Here is a 16474-nt window from a genome sequence, read left to right on the forward strand (position 1 = left end):
TCTATTTCACATCTAAATCCTTTGTTATCACATAGTATTCACTTTTAGTTGTGACCCAATTTTTCACATTGTCTCTATAGGCCACAAAATTATTCGGATGAACAATCGAAGAGTGGAGCGTTTCTTTTTCTGCTATTTCTCCGGCTTGTCTTGCTAACTCATTGCGCTGTTTTTGATCAACGGTTTGATTGAGTTTATTAATAACGGAAGTTAATGCTGGTTCATGAAAATGACCTACATTAAATGCTCCTCCCTCCATGTAAAGAGCATTAAAGAAATATCCTGCATCTCCTCGCGGCGCGGTTACTAGACTATATGTAACGATTCCCCAATCATTTTTTGTTGTCATATACTCGTCCATATTTTCCACTTGTTGAATGTCTATTTTTACACCAATCTTTTTTGCTTCTGACTGAAGCATTTGTGACATTAAAGGCAATTCTGGACGATAAGGGTATGTAACAAGCTTAAAGGAAAGCTGTTTTCCATTTTTTATTGCTTTTCCATCCTTGAGTATATAACCGGCTTTTTCTAAATATGTTTGAGCTTCACTTGGTCCATAGGTTTTCGTTTTTTGATCGTTCGAAAAATCTAAACTCTTTAAAAATGGACCATTTGCCGGGGATCCTTGACCTGCAAGCGCTGTATCGACAACATCTTTTGGATTTAATAATACATCAAACGCTTTTCTCACATTTTTATCTTTAAACGCTTCTTGCCTTGAATTATAGAAAAGCATTTGATTTCTCAGGCTCGGCTGTACATCTACTACAATAGAAGAATCTTTTTTTAACGTGTTTAAGCTTTCAATAGCCGGCCGGTACACAATATCAGCTTCACCTGATTGCAAAGCGGACGTTCGTGCATTTTCATCATCATTAAATGTTAACACAACTTCATCCAATTTTGGTTCCCCACCCCAGTATTCTTTATATTTTTTTACTTTCATTTCATTATCCGGTTTAAACGAAGCTACTTTAAATGGCCCTGTTCCCACGGGTTTACTTTTTGTATCTGGAGCATCTATATCAATAATTGCCGTGTTTGGATGAACAAGTTCAGAAGGCAGCGTGGCAAGCGGCTCTGTTGTTGTAATGGTTAAGATTTGGCCACTGGCTTTCATTTCTTTAATTTTAAGTGCACTTTTCATTGCTTCGCTTTCTTTTATCGTTCTTTCTAACGAATGTTTCACGGCTTCAGCATTTAGATCCTTGCCATTTTGAAACGTAATCCCGTCTCTAATCTCAAATACCCAGGTCGTCCCATCATCTTCTGTTTTCCACTTTTTTGAAAGCCACGGTTCAATCTGTAATTGCTCATTAACTTTTACTAACGTTTCGGCAATACCGGCTCGTACAGTTGTATAATTTAACTGTGGATCGAGCGTGTCACTTGGAAAATTCGATACAAAAGTAAGTGATTTCTTTTTACACTTTTCTTCGGTACTCCCAGAGTTACTCGAACATGCCGCTAGCAGACCTATCGCAGCAAGCGTTAAGCATAGCAAACTTATCCTTTTTCTCATATAAACCCCTCCTTTATTCAAAACTATCTTTCTTTTATGTACCGTCTCTAACTATAACTTCCTCCTTTAAATCGTAACGATTATTATTATCATAAAAAGTTTAATTTGTTTACCTTACTTTGTCAACAAAGGTTTTTAAAGGATATGGGTGCTCTAACACTTGTTTTCACCCGTTATGATGATTAAATTTATTGATAACGCATACAAATGAGCATAAAAAAACAAAGCCTTCTCGAGGCTTTGTTTATGCAGCGTGTTTTTTTCTTTTATATTTCCACATCATATATCGATAACGAATCGTGCAGCCTATACAATATCCCATCAGCGCTACACCAGCAGCAAGAATCACCATTGCACTAAATACATAGCCGACAAGCGTATAACCAAGTAAAAAGGATATGAAAGCAATTCCGATACATACAGTTGCAATCCATTGGTTAAAAAGCTGCTGATCCCGGTCTTCCATTTGATAAGAAGAAGCAGGCTTTTTGAGAAGCGTTTTCCCTGCTATAATTACGGGATTACGCTTTGTTGCAAGTGTGACTACTCCAATGAGAAAAGGCAAAAGTAAAAGCCACTTTGCCGCAAGTAAAGCGATCAAAACCGTTATAACGATAAAGAATTGATTAAGCTGAACTAATGGTTTGGGAATGCTCATGGAACTCCTCCTTCTCAAAACCCATTATACAAATTGGTTTACTAATTTAAAAGAAAAAGCACTCCAAATGAGCGATAAGACTCATACAAAAAAGTTACATAATTTCACTAACGTACTTTAAGATCAGTATCGTAAATAAAATCAAGACAACGTATCGTAAAGAACGAATTCGACGTTGAAGAAGACGTTTTACATGCCTTTTATTACGCATATGGGTTCTTCCTTTCGTATATTGAATTGTCTCTAGACACACTTATATCATACTTTTTTGGAAAGTACCAACGTCAGAAAAAATTGCCAAGAACCACAGCTTTATGCGCTTAAAAAGCCTTTTCCAATTACATCTCGTACATCGTGCACAATCACAAATGCTTCATCATCAATTTTTTTAATCAGCTTTTTAAGTTTAATAAGCTCTTGTTTATTAATGACCACATACAAGATTTCTTTTGATTCTTTTGTATAGTTCCCTCGACCGTTTAGAATCGTTACTCCGCGATCAAGCTGCTCATTGATTTGATCCGCTACTTCATTTTTGTTGCTTGAAATAACGGTAACGGCCTTTTTGGCATCAAATCCTTCAATAACGAAGTCAATTACTTTTGTTGTAATATAAAGCATGACGATCGTAAATAGTAGCTTTTCGATTCCAATAATAAAATAAGAAGCCAATACCACTAGTAAATCAACTATTAAAAGTGCATGACTGACTTTCCAGTTTAAAAACTTATTTAGAATTCGAGCAATAATGGCTGAACCTGCTGTTGTTCCACCAACTCGTAAAATCATCCCAATTCCAACGCCTAGCAGTACACCGGCAAAAACCATGCCAATGAGTTCTTCATGAAGATGAAGACCCCAGCCTTCAGTTACGTGAAGAAAAATAGATGTAGCGATAATCGTAATCATCGTATAGACGATGGTTTTTTTCTCTAAAAATTTATACCCTACGATAAGCAAGATACCGTTTAAAATAAAGTTAGTGATGCCCGTTGAAAGATGCGTTGTATAATATAAAATAATTGATATACCCGTAACGCCGCCTTCACCTAATCCTATTGGAATGACAAACATGTTAACTGCAAGTGAAAATACAAACGAACCTATTAATAAAAAGATGACATCTTTTATTGTTTTACTCATCGATTAAACCCTCCTCGACATAAAAATTCACATAAAAAAGCCCCTTCTCCAAAAGAGAAGAGACGCTTATGTTTAGTTTTTATATTACGTATTCTTAAATTGCCATGTATGACTATAATATGTTCACATACGTTTGTCAAACGGAAAGTTTATGCATTATGTGTAACCAAGGCGATGAATCATTTATCTTTTATGTATACTAGGAATGTTTTAATTTATTTAAACAAAGACGAATGCAGGAATTAGTTGACTCAATTAATTCTTTATCGCCTTTTTTCAATCGAATTTCTAACGCACGTTGAAAATAATGATGTGCTCTGGAAACAATCCGCTGATCAAGTAAACATTTTCCATAATGCTGATAGACAAAGTCTTCATATATGTGAAGGTCTTCATCTGCTTTTAATTGTTCAATGAGTAGCTGAAACGTTTCATTCGCTTTATCCCACTGTTCTTGCCAGTGATATGTATGTCCAAGCCGGATCGTATTCAAAAATTCACCTATTGTATCAGCATGCCGGTCATATAGATAAATGGCCAGCAGCAGATGTCTTTCACTGCTCGTTAATTCTCCAAGTATGCGCTCATATACACCAATATGTCCATATGTTTTAGCAGCGGCACACTCATCCTCTTCTTCAAGAGCTCGTTTCTTTAAATAGATAATTCCCTGCTTCATTTGGTGTGGGTTAACCGGAACTTCTCGAAGCTGTTCATTAAATCGATAACTCATATTAAACGGAAGATCTCTGATGTTCATGCACGCTCCTTTCATGTGGCACATCAGCAAACATACTTTCATGACCGCTTGCTTTTGGTCCATTGGATGTAGGATTCTTTCCATTTTGATACGTTTACGCGATTTACAGGAAAGCTCAGCAAAAGTGCTGAGCTGTTGGTTCTTATTATTTTACTTATATATCCATTTTATCACAAAAAATACTACCGTAAAGATGCTCAGGCAGTCTTCATATAAAAAAATGGTTTTTTATCAATAAAAATGGTTTTATGCTCTTGAAAGCCTATACGCTGATACAATTTTTTGGCTTCTACGTTATTATATTCAACGTTTAACGATAAAAACATCTTACGCTTTTTGGCTTCTTGCTTGGCTACATTTAAAAGAGCCGTTCCTATCCCTTTTCCACGATAAGCTTCATCTACACATAGAGAGTCAATATAATAATCTCCATGTTCAGTTTCTATATCAATTTCCCACGCTGGATTATTAAGTTTAGCACGTACAAAACGCTTAACTGGTTCATAAAGCGTTTGTAACATACTTCCTTCGTAGCAAAGCATAAGTCCAACTACCTTCTCCTCGACTTCTGCGACTGTAATATGATGATAGCTATAGCGATTCTTCTCAGACAGAATAAACGCTTTAAGTCTTAAAAGCGCTTCTTCGTTCGTTGTAGCCGCTGTGTGAGAGCGCGCAATACTGCCAAGCATGTCATAAAGTAATTCCGTTACAGCAGAAGCATCTTCTTTTCTTGCTTTCCTTATTTTCACGATTTTCAAACTCCCTTTATTCTCTTCGCTTGCGTTATTTGTAGCAAACCTTCTTACCTATCTACTTTAACACGAAAAAGAAAAGAAAGAAAAAATTAACTCCTAATCTTCCTTTCATTGTATAATTAATGTATATTTTCAAATGAATGGATGATGACTATGAAAAAACGCCGTCAGCAGAAAGATACTACGGTAAATGGATGGGAAGTTTTAGCAGAAATTCTTTTACAAGTGCCTCAGCTGCTCATATGGCCACTGCGTCTTCTTATACGGATTGGTCGCTCTTTGTTGGATGGTATTTAGCCACTCCTATACAAATACTTACTTAACTCAAAAAAAAAAGAAATTCAGCAGTTACTGAATTCCTTTATTAGTTTTTTGCTTTTGTGTATCCTGCTTCTTGCGCATCTTTTTCGGTACAAAACCAAATGACGTTGTTCATGGTTTGATTGTAGTGCGTCCCAGTTGGCACGTGATAAATTTTAGAGTTTTGATTTCCTTTTATTTTACCTTCGCAGCTTTCGGCAGATTGAGTATCTTTTTGATTAGAAGAGGACTGATTTTTTACAGCATCCGTATTATACCCTTTTTCCTGAGCATAGTTTTCAATGCTCCAGATTCCTTTTTCGCTTTTTCGAGCCTGCTCCTGGATTTTCTTAAATTCATCTACGTACTTTGTGTTAGGAGGAAATACTGCTACGCGGGCTAGCCCTTTTGCTAGCAGCTCTTCATTATACAGCTCATTGTCTATCCATACATACGCAAGTAACCGGCCATATTGATCACGCTCTTGCACATCAAATTCAAGGGTGATTTCCTGTCCTTCTAGCCTTTTTTTTGTGTAAGCAGATGCTTCTGGACCAAAGGGCTGTACGCCTAGTTTGGGATGCTTTGTTTCGGGGGTATCAACAAGAAGTAATCGCACGCGATCTCTCTTTCCGTTCAGCATTTTCACTTTAAGCGTATCACCGTCCACTACTCTTTCTACCGTAGCCGCCTCACCTACTACATCTTCACGATTTGCTTTAGAAGGACTATGATCTTCTTCTTGATCTGATGAATCTTCTACTTGAACTGCTTGTTTTGTATCGGCAGAAGATGTGCTTGAATGACTTGCCTGCTCATCGCTGCATCCAGTAAGAAGCAGCATAAACATCGCAAGCATCGTGCAAATAATTGCTTTTATTTCTTTCAAAACCCGGGCCCTCCTTTAACACGTTCCCTATCTACTATATAAAAGTAAAATGATTTTATAAATAGTGTAAATCACCTAAAAACAAAAACTCGTGAAAATACCTTTCACGAGTTTTTTCGTGCAACTGTTATAAAAATTGGTTACCTGTTTTAAAGTTATTCTTTTAAATAGCATCTATTTTATTTTTATCTCATGAACACATTTTTCGTTTTAGTGTATCCAGATTTTTAATCATGAGGATATTTTACACTACAAATACATTTATCGTCTACCACCTTATAAGAATAAGGAATAGCCGCACAAATAGAATAAGTGTGAATATTTCAATATAATAACTGGCTAACATGATTACTATTTTTTTGTAACATAAATAAGAGCCCTCATTAACAATAGCTAATAGGGCTCTTCAAACCTTTGTTTTTACGATCGAATTTTTTGTTTGCGCATCCACTGGGTAGCGACCCACTTTTCTCCTTTTATAACAGGAGCTCCCCCGTGGAGAGTACGGTCATTAAGTTCAGCGTCACTATAAAAATATTCAAAGTACACGGCCATTCCTTTTGTCGGAGATACGGAAAGACCCAGCTTAGGAAAATAAGTTTCTCCTCCTTCTTCGACATCGTTTAAGTACATAACCAATGTACTAATACGGTTGTTTTTAGATGCTTTACTTGCAGAAGTGAAATAATCGTGATGTGCTTTGTATTCTTGGTCAGGCAAGTATTTTAAAACTTGAAGACCTTCAGCATATTCAATAGATGGTCCCATGATTTTAGAAAGTCGTCTTTCGATTTGATGTACAAGCTCGTTTTCGCTTTCTTCAAAAAACATGCCGCTGCTCGTTCGAATACTGTTTACTTCACGTGCAGCACCAATTTTTGATCGCTGCATTTTATCTTTGGATAGCTGTATAAGTTCGTCACATTCTTCGTTACTTAGGACATTTCCTAAAACTAGAACAAGGGGCTCTTCAAATCGAGCAACAATATCAATCTCTCTGTCTTCTAATTTAATTTTATTCCCTGTATGGTTAAAAATCGTTTGTTCTTTCGTTAGTAAAGATGTATTAGTTAGAATCATCTTTTATCGGCTCCTCGAAATAGCTATTTTCCAATTTTCCACTCCATTATATGTAAACGCTTACTAATAAGAATTATATCATGAATACGAAGTAAATTCTGCTAGTAAAGGAAATAAATAAAAAGAAGCCCGTTATATAACGAACTTCCCTCATTTTTTCTTATAGATTTCACATGTCGTTTAAATGCTTTAACTATCTAAAAAACTCTTTTAATATAGAGTATACGTATCAAAGGCTGCCTAAAATCATCGGTACACAAGTTCTTTTTTACTTAAATCAAGCGTTTGTGCTGTAGAAGCATGAATTTCGTTAAAAAGCGCTGGATTTTCTACCAGTGACAAGCCGTAAGAAGGAATCATTTCTTTTATTTTTGATTCCCATTTCTTCATATGCTGCGGGAAACACTTTTCCAGCACTTCAAGCATGACATGAACGGCAGTCGAAGCACCTGGCGAAGCCCCGAGCAATGCAGCAACGGAACCATCAGTTGAACTCACAACTTCGGTACCGAATTGAAGAGTTCCTTTACCTCCGGCTTCCGTATCTTTGATTACTTGTACACGCTGACCCGCTACGACGATATCCCAGTCTTCGCTTTTTGCGTTTGGAATAAACTCACGAAGTTCTTCCATACGCTTTTCATTGGACAACAGCACCTGCTGAATCAAGTATTTCGTTAAGCCCATCTCTTTGACGCCTGCTGCTAACATCGTTAAGATATTATTCGGTTTTACAGAATTGATTAAATCCAAATTTGAACCCGTTTTTAAGAACTTTGGTGAAAATCCGGCAAAAGGTCCAAACAGCAGTGTTTTTTTGCGGTCGATATAGCGTGTATCAAGGTGCGGAACCGACATCGGCGGAGCACCAACCTTTGCTTTTCCGTACACTTTCCCGTGATGCTGCGCTACAACTTCGGGGTTATTGCATACCATAAATAATCCGCTTACCGGGAACCCTCCAATATGTTTGGACTCAGGAATACCCGTTTTTTGGAGTAAAGACAGACTTCCGCCTCCTCCTCCGATAAAAACAAAGTTCGCCGTGTGATATTCCTGTTTGCCGGTATGAATATCATGTACTTTTACTTTCCACGAGCCGTCTGCGGTACGTGTCAGATTTTCAACGCTGTGGTTATAGTTTATTTCTACCCTTTTACTTTTTAAATGTGTGAACAACATACGAGTTAAAGCTCCAAAGTTCACGTCCGTCCCTGAGTCGATTTTGGTTGCCGCAATTGCTTCAGTCGATGTACGGCCTTTCATAACAAGCGGCATCCATTCTTTTAGCTTTTCAGGACGATCTGAATATTCCATCCCTTGAAACAATGGATTATTTGATAGCGCTTCAAAACGTTTTTTCAAAAAGGATACGTTCTTTTCTCCTTGTACGAAACTCATATGAGGGATTGGCATAATAAACTCTTGCGGATGATGAATTAAATTACTGCTTACAAGATACGACCAAAACTGTCTTGAAAGCTGAAACTGTTCATTAATCTGCACTGCTTTCGTAATATCTATAGATCCGTCAGCTTGTTCAGATGTATAGTTCAACTCGCACAGTGCAGCATGGCCAGTCCCTGCGTTATTCCATTCATTCGAGCTTTCTTCTCCTGCATCTGCGAGTTTCTCAAATACTTTGATTTCCCATTCCGGCGCTAACTCTTTTAGTAAAGATCCCAACGTTGCGCTCATCACTCCGGCCCCAATTAAGATAACGTCTGTTTTTTTATATACATTGCTCATCACAATCTTCCTTATCTTTTATATTTTAAAAAAGCACCTTTTAGCAACACGCCTGTTCTACCTGACTCTCTACAGATTAAGTATGTCTGACAAGTTATCTGTCTTACATAATGGGTGTTTTTATACATACCCTTTCGTCTTGTCCTTTTTTAACATGCTCAATATCACTTCAGCGGTTTCTTCAACTGCTTTACCTGAGACATTAACAATAGGACAGCCAATGCGCTTCATAATTTTCTCAGCATAGTCCAGCTCTTCAAGGATTCGATCTACATTGGCATAATTGGCTTGAGACGCTAAACCTAAATTTTTTAATCGTTCTTTTCGGATTTCATTGAGCTTATCCGGTGTAATAACTAAACCAATACATTTATTTTTCGGAATAGTAAAAAGTTCATCAGGAGGCGTCACTTCTGGAACTAAAGGTATATTCGCTACTTTAAGACTTTTATGAGCTAAATACATAGAAAGTGGCGTCTTAGATGTTCTCGAAACACCAATCAACACTAGATCAGCTCGCTTGATACCTCTGAAGTCTTGTCCATCATCATATTTAACAGCGAATTCAACTGCTTCTACTCTTCGAAAATAGTTATCGTCTAATTTTCTCGTTAATCTCGGTTGAAGATTAGGTTCCTTATTAAAGGTTTGGCTAAAGGCACTCATAAGAGGGGTCATTAAATCAATGGCTACAATTCCTTCTTCATGTGCCTTTTGGTCAAGATACTGTTTTAAAGGTGGGATGACGATAGTATACGCAATGATGGCCTCGTTACATCTTGCTTCAGCAATGATATTATCAATATTTCCCTCATCTTCTACGTAAGAAGTATTTTGAATTTCAATATCTTCTTCACTAAATTGAGTTAAAACTGCTTTTACCATCAGCTCAGCCGTTTCACCTACTGAGTCGGAAACTATATAGACAATTTTTCTTTTATTCACATTAAATCTTCCTATTCTTTGATTTTAATAGTTTAATAACGCTAGTATTTTTTGTTCAACTATCATTTAGCAGCTTGCAAGATACATATTTTATGGGTAATGAATGGGCTAATATCCTGGATACTGTGATTATAAACACTTAAAAAAACGAGCGAATCCAGGATTTATGTCATACTAATTATAAAATAAAACTAAATATGTTATACTATTTTCATTAAATGTTATATTAGCATTAAATATACGGAGATACAATCCCTTTTCTCCGCATTTTATAAAAAGTTTGAAGAAAGAAAAAGTTTAGATGTTAAAATATTTTTTGCTTTGGCATGGTGGCACTCATCAGGGCTGAGAGGCGTTTTGCAGCGATAGGTACGAGGATAGTTATATAGTTATGTTGTTTATAGCATGATTTTTAAATTATAGAAGATTTATTCTTATCTATTCTTTTTAGCTAAGAGTGCTATAACTAAAAATAATGAACGGTTTACTTTCCACCTTATGTATACTAAAAACACCGCCTAAAAGACGATGTTTTGAATAGTTGGTTATAATGCATTGTCATGAAATAGATTAATTTTTATAAAACGGGATTACTTCTAGTAGATTTTTGTAATAAAAATTTAGAAAGATAATGAGATACGCCGTTTTCGTCACAGTTAAATTCCGTTACGTCATCGACAATTTCTTTAATATGATCCGGCGCATTTTTCATCGCTACGGCATAGCTGGCAAACTGAAACATTGGTAAATCATTGTTGCTGTCGCCAATTGCTAGAATGTCTTGCTCGGGCAAATTAAAATGTTTTAGCATTTGCTGAATTCCCGTTGCTTTATTTACGTTTGCCACCATCACTTCAACATTGTGTTTAGATGAAGTAGAAGTTGTAAAGTCGATTTCTTTTTTAAGTTCTTCAAGTTCCTCTTTCCATTTATCGATATGCTCGTGCGTTCTTGCAAAGAAATAGAACTTTGAAAATTCACTTCCCTCTACAGAATCTTTCCAGTCAATTTCTTCTTTGATCGCTTGTTTACGAGAAAGCCACTCGTTAATTTCCACACTGTCTGGCTTTGGATCTCTAATTTCATTTTCTACATAGGATTGATCTTGTTTTAACGTCACGCGAGGTGTGCCGTACGGGAAAAGCTCGTAGTACACCTTATTCGCTCTTGCTTTTTCAATAATAGTTTCCACCAATTGAAGCGAAAGCGAGTGCTGAAAGACTGATTCTTTTCCTACATAGCCCGCCATACCATTTGATGTGATAAATCCATCTACTTGAAAGCCTTCAGGAACTAACTCTTCTATTTCATCAAATGCTCTTCCCGTAGCAATAAAAACAAAAATTCCCTGTTTTCGTAATTCGTAAATGATTTCTTTTGTTTGAATACTTACTTTGTTAGAGCGATTTAATATCGTACCGTCCATATCTAAAAAAATTGCTTTAGGTTTTAACAACATATTTATTCCCCCTATTTGTAAAAAGAGTGTACTTGGCAAGTATAAACTTTTCCATTTTTAAACTCAATGAATGTACTTTGCTTTTTTCTTTTATAAAACTACTATAATACTCTCCTTACATTTAAAGTATATACTGATATTGTACAAGCTCTATAAAGAAAGAATTTTATATTTTATACTAATAGCCGGCTAGGCTAATTCGATATAAAACAGCATTCACAAAAACGAATTTTCCTTTTAGCCTTTAGAGTATCGTTCAAAAAAGATATAATAAGACTGTTACAGATTAAATACATACAGAGGAGGTCAACATGAACGAACCATCCAATTTTTCTCCTTACCTTATTAAACAAATCAGCGATGCGATCGATGACAATATCAAAGCAAAGTGCATAGACTTTTTATATGATTCTCATTCGTTTTTTTCGAATGAAAAAGATTTTATAGAAGACTACATTTTAAATATATTGCAAGATACGTTTGTTTTAGAGAATAAATTAATAAATCCTAAGGAAATACGAAACCCGGCCTACAAAAGAAGACAATCGAATAAGAAAAACTGGCTGCAAACCTTAAAAAAAGATATTAAAGCAGAAAAGCCTAATCCTATTTTTGAAGACATTGAATTGGCCAAAAAAGTGATGGATAAAAAAGTGGATACCGAACACTTAAAAAAACTGTTTGGCGTGGAAAAACCTGAAGATATTTTAAAGATAAAGTTAAAAGAAGTAGAGGCATGGGCTAAAAGTAAAAAAACAAACATTACCGATTTTCCTTATTTAGATTCAAAAATGAATTATCAAATAGAGAAAGCATTTCACACGGACTTTACTTTTTTAATTGCTGAAATCATATTAGAAAAATACAATGGAAATTTGAGTAACTGGATTGATAAACGATTAAATTCGTGGGTAGAGGCCCCTATCTTCTCAAACGAAAGTCATTCTCTTAAAACCAATATGGAAGTTAAAACAAACTCCCAAGAAGTCGTTTTATATAATGACTATAAAGTTGATGAAGAATATTTCATTCGCACCATTATCCCTGTGAATGATAATCAAACGGTTCTTTCCAAACGAAATATGGTTTTAGACCCAAAAGATTCCCAAATTATCCAGTTTGCTCTTTCACAGCGCGACGAGATGTTTTATAAAGAAAAAACGGTGACTCTTGATTTAGCGGATATCGTGAAAGAAATTTATAATTCAAAAGGTGTAAAAAACTATGAAGCAGTTGAAGCCCGCATTATGAAAATTGCCAGGTACCACGTAGAAGGTGTAGCGAAGAAGAAAAATTCCAGAGATACAAAATTTGCGATAAACTTCTTCCAAAAAGCTGTTATTGAAACCGATGAAGTAACGGGCAGACGATATGCAACCATCGTATTTAGCGACGATACGCATCAAGGCTTTTTAAATCAGCAGTTTGTACAAATTTACAGTGACGTTATTAAAAAGTTTAAAGATAACTCGCTGTCTTCTTTGCTGCTGTATGCATTTCAAAAAGAGCGATTAGATTGTTATTTACAAGAGAAGTCTTACACCCATTTTTACCCGTATCAATATTTTGCTTCAAAAGTTCGTTTTCGTTCAAAGAAAATTGATGTCAATCTAAAATTAATTAATGAATCTCTAGCAGAGTTTGTTAGCAATCAAGTACTTATCCAAAGTTATCAGCAAAAACTTCAAGGATTTGAAATCTCTTTTATTCCTCTTCAAAATTATGAAATTCAAGACTATTTTGGAGGAGAACATAGAGAAACATTGGAAGGGTAAATTGTTCCCTTCCTTTTTTATTTGATATTTTGCCACTTTCAGCTTATAAATACAAAATATCCCTCTACTTTTATTTCATAGTTTGGAAGTTTTGTCATTTTTAACGTACTAACCAGAAGCTTTTGCCGTTTTTGACGTACCTGTTCGCTTCTTTTGCCGTTTTTAGCGTACTAATTACTACCTTTTGCTGTTTTTGACGTACCACTCTGATTCTTTTGCCATTTTTGACGTACTACATTCATTTTATTTACTCATAATCACTTATTAATTGTTAATTATTCTCTTTTTCCCGTAAAACAATCCTACCTTTTGCCGTTTTTTACGTACTCCTTCACTACTTTTGCCGTTTTCTGCGTACTAAACGTTGCTTTTCCCTTTGTTATTGCCTTTTCAAACCCCATTTTTTATTTTTTTCGCAGCACCTATAAAGCTTTTGCCATTTTTGACGTACCAAACGAAAACTTTTGCTGTTTTTGTCGTACTACTACGTCGTTTTTGACGTTTTTCACGTACTAAAAATAGCTTTTGCCATTTTTGACGTACTAACAAAATTCATTGTGCTATTTACAACGATCAGAGAAGTGATTTTTTTACCTTTTTTTAGGTGAATCGAGATCACTTTTGCTGTTTTTAGCGTACTATTCTTCACTTTTGCTATTTTTGGCGTACTATACTGAGCCTTTTGCCGTTTTTTACGTACTAAAACGCATAAAGTTTTTTTTGATTTTTACTGATCGTAACAAACACTGTTCTGCCGGCGCTTGCTTGCTTTTGCCGTTTTTGTCGTACTAAAAAACCTATACGCTGCACCCCTTGATATGACAGCATTCTTTGAACCTTTTGCCGTTTTTAGCGTACTACTCGTTCGTTTGCGATTCTGTTTCTTATTGATATAATTTTCACAAGGTATTCTTTGTTATTTTACCCTAATAAATTATTGTTGATATGAAATAGATTGGAGGGATTCTCATGATAAAAAAAGAATTTGCGAAAATTGGAAAACAAATTATTCGCCAATTGTCTAGCACCGTAGAAAAATATAAAGATATTGAAGATCACATGGACCTAGACGCTCATGGGAACCCCACAATCAAAACAGTGGCAGAGCATCACCGTTTATCTAAATCTCAAATTTCACAATTAATTTTTTATCACTTCCTTCACGTTGATGAAAGAGGTATTATTTGTGATGTTTCTGAAAAAGAGATTGCAGCCGCTTTGAACTGTACCGTTCGAACAGTTCGCAACAACAATATAGTATTAGCAGAAACAGAATTAATTTCCTATTCTCGCAGCGGCAAAGGAATCAATATTTGTATTGTTCCCTATCCTCAATATTTTGAAGAACACGGCTTTGGGTTTATGGAATTAGAATATACTCGCTTTGAAGAACTTATTCTAATTGAAAACGTAAATGCCCTTCGCTTAGAGCTGCGCAAAGAATTGGTTTATGACAACGATACGATTAAGCGTCAGTTTAATCCTGGAGAAAACACTTCAAAAATTAGCTTTAATGATTATAAAATTTTCACGCCGAAATATACTCACTACAAAGGTATGATGCAAAAAATAGCTGAAACACAGACGAGCGCATTTAAAACCGTTGTCCAAGGATCTACTATTTTCTTTGTTTTAAAAGACGGAGCTAAAAATGGCAAGATGTCAAAACAAGAAAAGAAAGATCAATACGATGCGGCGATTCGACGTACTATTGAAGAGACTTTTGTAAAATTATCTGGACACAGCACAGATTCTACCGGAATTGTTATGTCTTCATTCCAAAACGAAGACATCGCTGATTTGGTTCAGCTTTCTTTTGAATATGGTATTGAACGAGTGAAGTCTGCCCTTTATTCGCTGATTGAACAGGCCTTCTTCAGCCATGATGCTCAAGTCGTTGAAAATTACGGTGGAAAAATCCGTACGCTCATTCGAAAAGAGCTTTCAAAAAATCTTCAAGATCAAGTCCCTGCCGAACTTACAGCTTCATAAGGGGCTTCTTTGGCATGCCTTTTTTTCATTTTCTCTCCTTTCTCTTCTCTTTTTGATACAAATAATGCAAACAAACACCCCTTTTTGCAGCTATCCAATCCCATTATCCTATCTATATAAACGTAATGAGTTCAAATAAATGATATTTCTTGTGTATAACTACGGAATATGGCTAAAAAAATACCTTCATACTTATCCACAAAAGAAAGAAAACATATTCAATTAATGTTATATCATCCTTTTTGTTAATAAAAACATCCCTTTTATTTTTTTATTAACGATAATTTCCAGGTTATTTACTCTTTAACACGACTATTTTTATCCACAGTGGAAATAATTCATACTTTTAACAGAAATCTTCATACTATGAGTTTTAAAATTCGTCTATTGCAGAAGAAAAAACATAGTGAATAAAATAGTTTCTATATCTGTTGTTATAAAAAACGTCCTTTAGCTAAAGGATGCTGTTCACAAAAAAGGGCTCTTTTCCACACAGTTATTTATTGAAAAGCATTCTCCTCGCTACCCCTTGATATCATTGGGTTTTTAAAGGATTTTTCTTTCTTTAATATCTGTATATAATGTTTGTTAATAAGATCTATCTTAATCTCTGCTATAAGGTTTTATTTAATATTTGTATAAAGAAATGTTTTAAAGATATCTATACTTGAGGATTTTTTCTTTTTCTAAATTAAGGAGTTTTCATTTCATATACCAACTACAAATAAATTAAAATAAAATAATAGTTTAAACGCCTCTTCATAAATTCTAGTAGTATATTTTTAAAAATAAATTATACTATTCAGTAGAGAAAATTTTATAAAGCAAGAAAGGGACTTAGTCATGAAAGACATACAGTGGGTACAGCAAACTTTATTTAATACCGGTAAGTGGATTTACATTAGTGAAGTAATTATAAAGATTATCTTGATTTTCATTATTGCTCAAATCGTTATCAGGTTTGCTCGCAGTGTAATTAATAAAATCTTTGATTTCAGATTTAAAACTAAACTGCTGAGGTACAACGAACGTAAAGAAATAACGCTGAAAAAGCTTTGTCTGAGTATTGTCATGTACGTCGTGTATTTTATTGTACTTATCACATCTTTAGAAGCAATCGGAATTAATATGAAAGCACTCTTAGCTGGTATTAGTGTAGCAGGATTTATTACAGGCTTAGGTGCACAAAATTTGATTAAAGATATTTTAAACGGTTTTTTTATTCTATTTGAAGATCAATTCTCAGTAGGAGATCACGTATCCATAAATGATACGAAAGGAACTGTTGAAGAAATTGGATTGCGCACGACAAAAATTCGCGGAGTTGACGGAGAGTTTTACTTTTTTGCTAATAGTAACATTACAAAAGTAGCGAACTATACGCTCGGTGAAATTCCCGAAGTACATAAGCCTGAACAAATAAAAACTCGTGAAGAATAGC

14 protein-coding genes are annotated in these 16474 nt (G+C 35.1%); 4 read left to right on the forward strand and 10 right to left on the reverse strand.

Annotated features, from left to right (window positions below; all coding sequences use genetic code 11):
- Position 1: 1 nt before the first annotated feature.
- From nikA to ACFX4W_RS22270, 5 genes are all read right to left on the reverse strand, one after another.
- Positions 2–1525 (reverse strand): nickel ABC transporter substrate-binding protein, encoded by a 1524-nt coding sequence (gene nikA / locus ACFX4W_RS22250; protein WP_043981589.1) that lies wholly within the window; start codon positions 1523–1525, stop codon positions 2–4.
- A 244-nt stretch (positions 1526–1769) separates the two neighbouring features.
- A complete protein-coding gene (locus ACFX4W_RS22255) occupies positions 1770–2183 on the reverse strand; it encodes a DUF4395 domain-containing protein (protein ID WP_043981588.1) in 414 nt (137 codons plus the stop codon).
- Between the two features lie 312 nt (positions 2184–2495).
- A complete protein-coding gene (locus tag ACFX4W_RS22260) occupies positions 2496–3326 on the reverse strand; it encodes a YitT family protein (protein ID WP_043981587.1) in 831 nt (276 codons plus the stop codon).
- Between the two features lie 199 nt (positions 3327–3525).
- The gene (locus tag ACFX4W_RS22265) at positions 3526–4086 is read right to left on the reverse strand and encodes a hypothetical protein (protein WP_025751320.1); all 561 of its coding nucleotides are present in this window, start codon (positions 4084–4086) and stop codon (positions 3526–3528) included.
- Between the two features lie 197 nt (positions 4087–4283).
- The gene (locus tag ACFX4W_RS22270) at positions 4284–4838 is read right to left on the reverse strand and encodes a GNAT family N-acetyltransferase (protein WP_043981586.1); all 555 of its coding nucleotides are present in this window, start codon (positions 4836–4838) and stop codon (positions 4284–4286) included.
- 159 nt (positions 4839–4997) lie between these two features.
- Here ACFX4W_RS22270 and ACFX4W_RS22275 point away from each other — a divergent pair, with 159 nt between their 5' ends.
- Entirely contained in the window at positions 4998–5141 is a 144-nt protein-coding gene (locus ACFX4W_RS22275) for a hypothetical protein (RefSeq protein ID WP_157842267.1), read from the forward strand.
- Positions 5142–5208: 67 nt separating this feature from the next.
- Here the strand turns inward: ACFX4W_RS22275 and ACFX4W_RS22280 are convergent, their stop codons facing one another.
- From ACFX4W_RS22280 to ACFX4W_RS22300, 5 genes are all read right to left on the reverse strand, one after another.
- Complete coding sequence (locus ACFX4W_RS22280; protein ID WP_043981585.1) at positions 5209–6033, reverse strand: thermonuclease family protein; 825 nt, start codon at positions 6031–6033, stop codon at positions 5209–5211.
- 420 nt (positions 6034–6453) lie between these two features.
- Positions 6454–7113 (reverse strand): 2OG-Fe(II) oxygenase, encoded by a 660-nt coding sequence (locus ACFX4W_RS22285; protein WP_013057538.1) that lies wholly within the window; start codon positions 7111–7113, stop codon positions 6454–6456.
- A 246-nt stretch (positions 7114–7359) separates the two neighbouring features.
- Positions 7360–8862, reverse strand: coding sequence for a malate:quinone oxidoreductase (locus ACFX4W_RS22290; RefSeq protein WP_043981584.1), 1503 nt, complete (start codon positions 8860–8862; stop codon positions 7360–7362).
- Between the two features lie 120 nt (positions 8863–8982).
- Entirely contained in the window at positions 8983–9807 is an 825-nt protein-coding gene (locus ACFX4W_RS22295) for a pyruvate, water dikinase regulatory protein (protein WP_043981583.1), read from the reverse strand.
- Positions 9808–10384: 577 nt separating this feature from the next.
- Entirely contained in the window at positions 10385–11266 is an 882-nt protein-coding gene (locus ACFX4W_RS22300) for an HAD family hydrolase (protein WP_043981582.1), read from the reverse strand.
- Between the two features lie 311 nt (positions 11267–11577).
- Here ACFX4W_RS22300 and ACFX4W_RS22305 point away from each other — a divergent pair, with 311 nt between their 5' ends.
- The 3 genes from ACFX4W_RS22305 to ACFX4W_RS22315 all read left to right on the forward strand — a co-directional run bounded on the left by ACFX4W_RS22305 (position 11578) and on the right by ACFX4W_RS22315 (position 16473).
- Positions 11578–13041 (forward strand): hypothetical protein, encoded by a 1464-nt coding sequence (locus tag ACFX4W_RS22305; RefSeq protein ID WP_013083667.1) that lies wholly within the window; start codon positions 11578–11580, stop codon positions 13039–13041.
- Between the two features lie 969 nt (positions 13042–14010).
- On the forward strand, positions 14011–15033 hold the full coding sequence (locus tag ACFX4W_RS22310) for a hypothetical protein (RefSeq protein ID WP_043981581.1): 1023 nt from the start codon (positions 14011–14013) through the stop codon (positions 15031–15033).
- Between the two features lie 843 nt (positions 15034–15876).
- Entirely contained in the window at positions 15877–16473 is a 597-nt protein-coding gene (locus ACFX4W_RS22315) for a mechanosensitive ion channel family protein (RefSeq protein ID WP_280559853.1), read from the forward strand.
- Position 16474 lies beyond the last annotated feature (1 nt).

The organism is Priestia sp. YIM B13489 (assembly GCF_042787645.1).
GTDB classification, from domain to species: Bacteria; Bacillota; Bacilli; order Bacillales; family Bacillaceae_H; genus Priestia; species Priestia megaterium.

Excerpts from the sequence above, each read along its gene's own strand:
- ACFX4W_RS22285 (WP_013057538.1), bottom strand. The coding sequence starts at position 7,113 with ATGATTCTAACTAATACATCTTTACTAACGAAAGAACAAACGATTTTT.
- nikA (WP_043981589.1), bottom strand. The coding sequence starts at position 1,525 with ATGAGAAAAAGGATAAGTTTGCTATGCTTAACGCTTGCTGCGATAGGT.
- ACFX4W_RS22305 (WP_013083667.1), top strand. The coding sequence starts at position 11,578 with ATGAACGAACCATCCAATTTTTCTCCTTACCTTATTAAACAAATCAGC.
- ACFX4W_RS22310 (WP_043981581.1), top strand. The coding sequence starts at position 14,011 with ATGATAAAAAAAGAATTTGCGAAAATTGGAAAACAAATTATTCGCCAA.
- ACFX4W_RS22275 (WP_157842267.1), top strand. The coding sequence starts at position 4,998 with ATGAAAAAACGCCGTCAGCAGAAAGATACTACGGTAAATGGATGGGAA.
- ACFX4W_RS22290 (WP_043981584.1), bottom strand. The coding sequence starts at position 8,862 with ATGAGCAATGTATATAAAAAAACAGACGTTATCTTAATTGGGGCCGGA.
- ACFX4W_RS22300 (WP_043981582.1), bottom strand. The coding sequence starts at position 11,266 with ATGTTGTTAAAACCTAAAGCAATTTTTTTAGATATGGACGGTACGATA.
- ACFX4W_RS22265 (WP_025751320.1), bottom strand. The coding sequence starts at position 4,086 with ATGAACATCAGAGATCTTCCGTTTAATATGAGTTATCGATTTAATGAA.
- ACFX4W_RS22260 (WP_043981587.1), bottom strand. The coding sequence starts at position 3,326 with ATGAGTAAAACAATAAAAGATGTCATCTTTTTATTAATAGGTTCGTTT.
- ACFX4W_RS22255 (WP_043981588.1), bottom strand. The coding sequence starts at position 2,183 with ATGAGCATTCCCAAACCATTAGTTCAGCTTAATCAATTCTTTATCGTT.
- ACFX4W_RS22315 (WP_280559853.1), top strand. The coding sequence starts at position 15,877 with ATGAAAGACATACAGTGGGTACAGCAAACTTTATTTAATACCGGTAAG.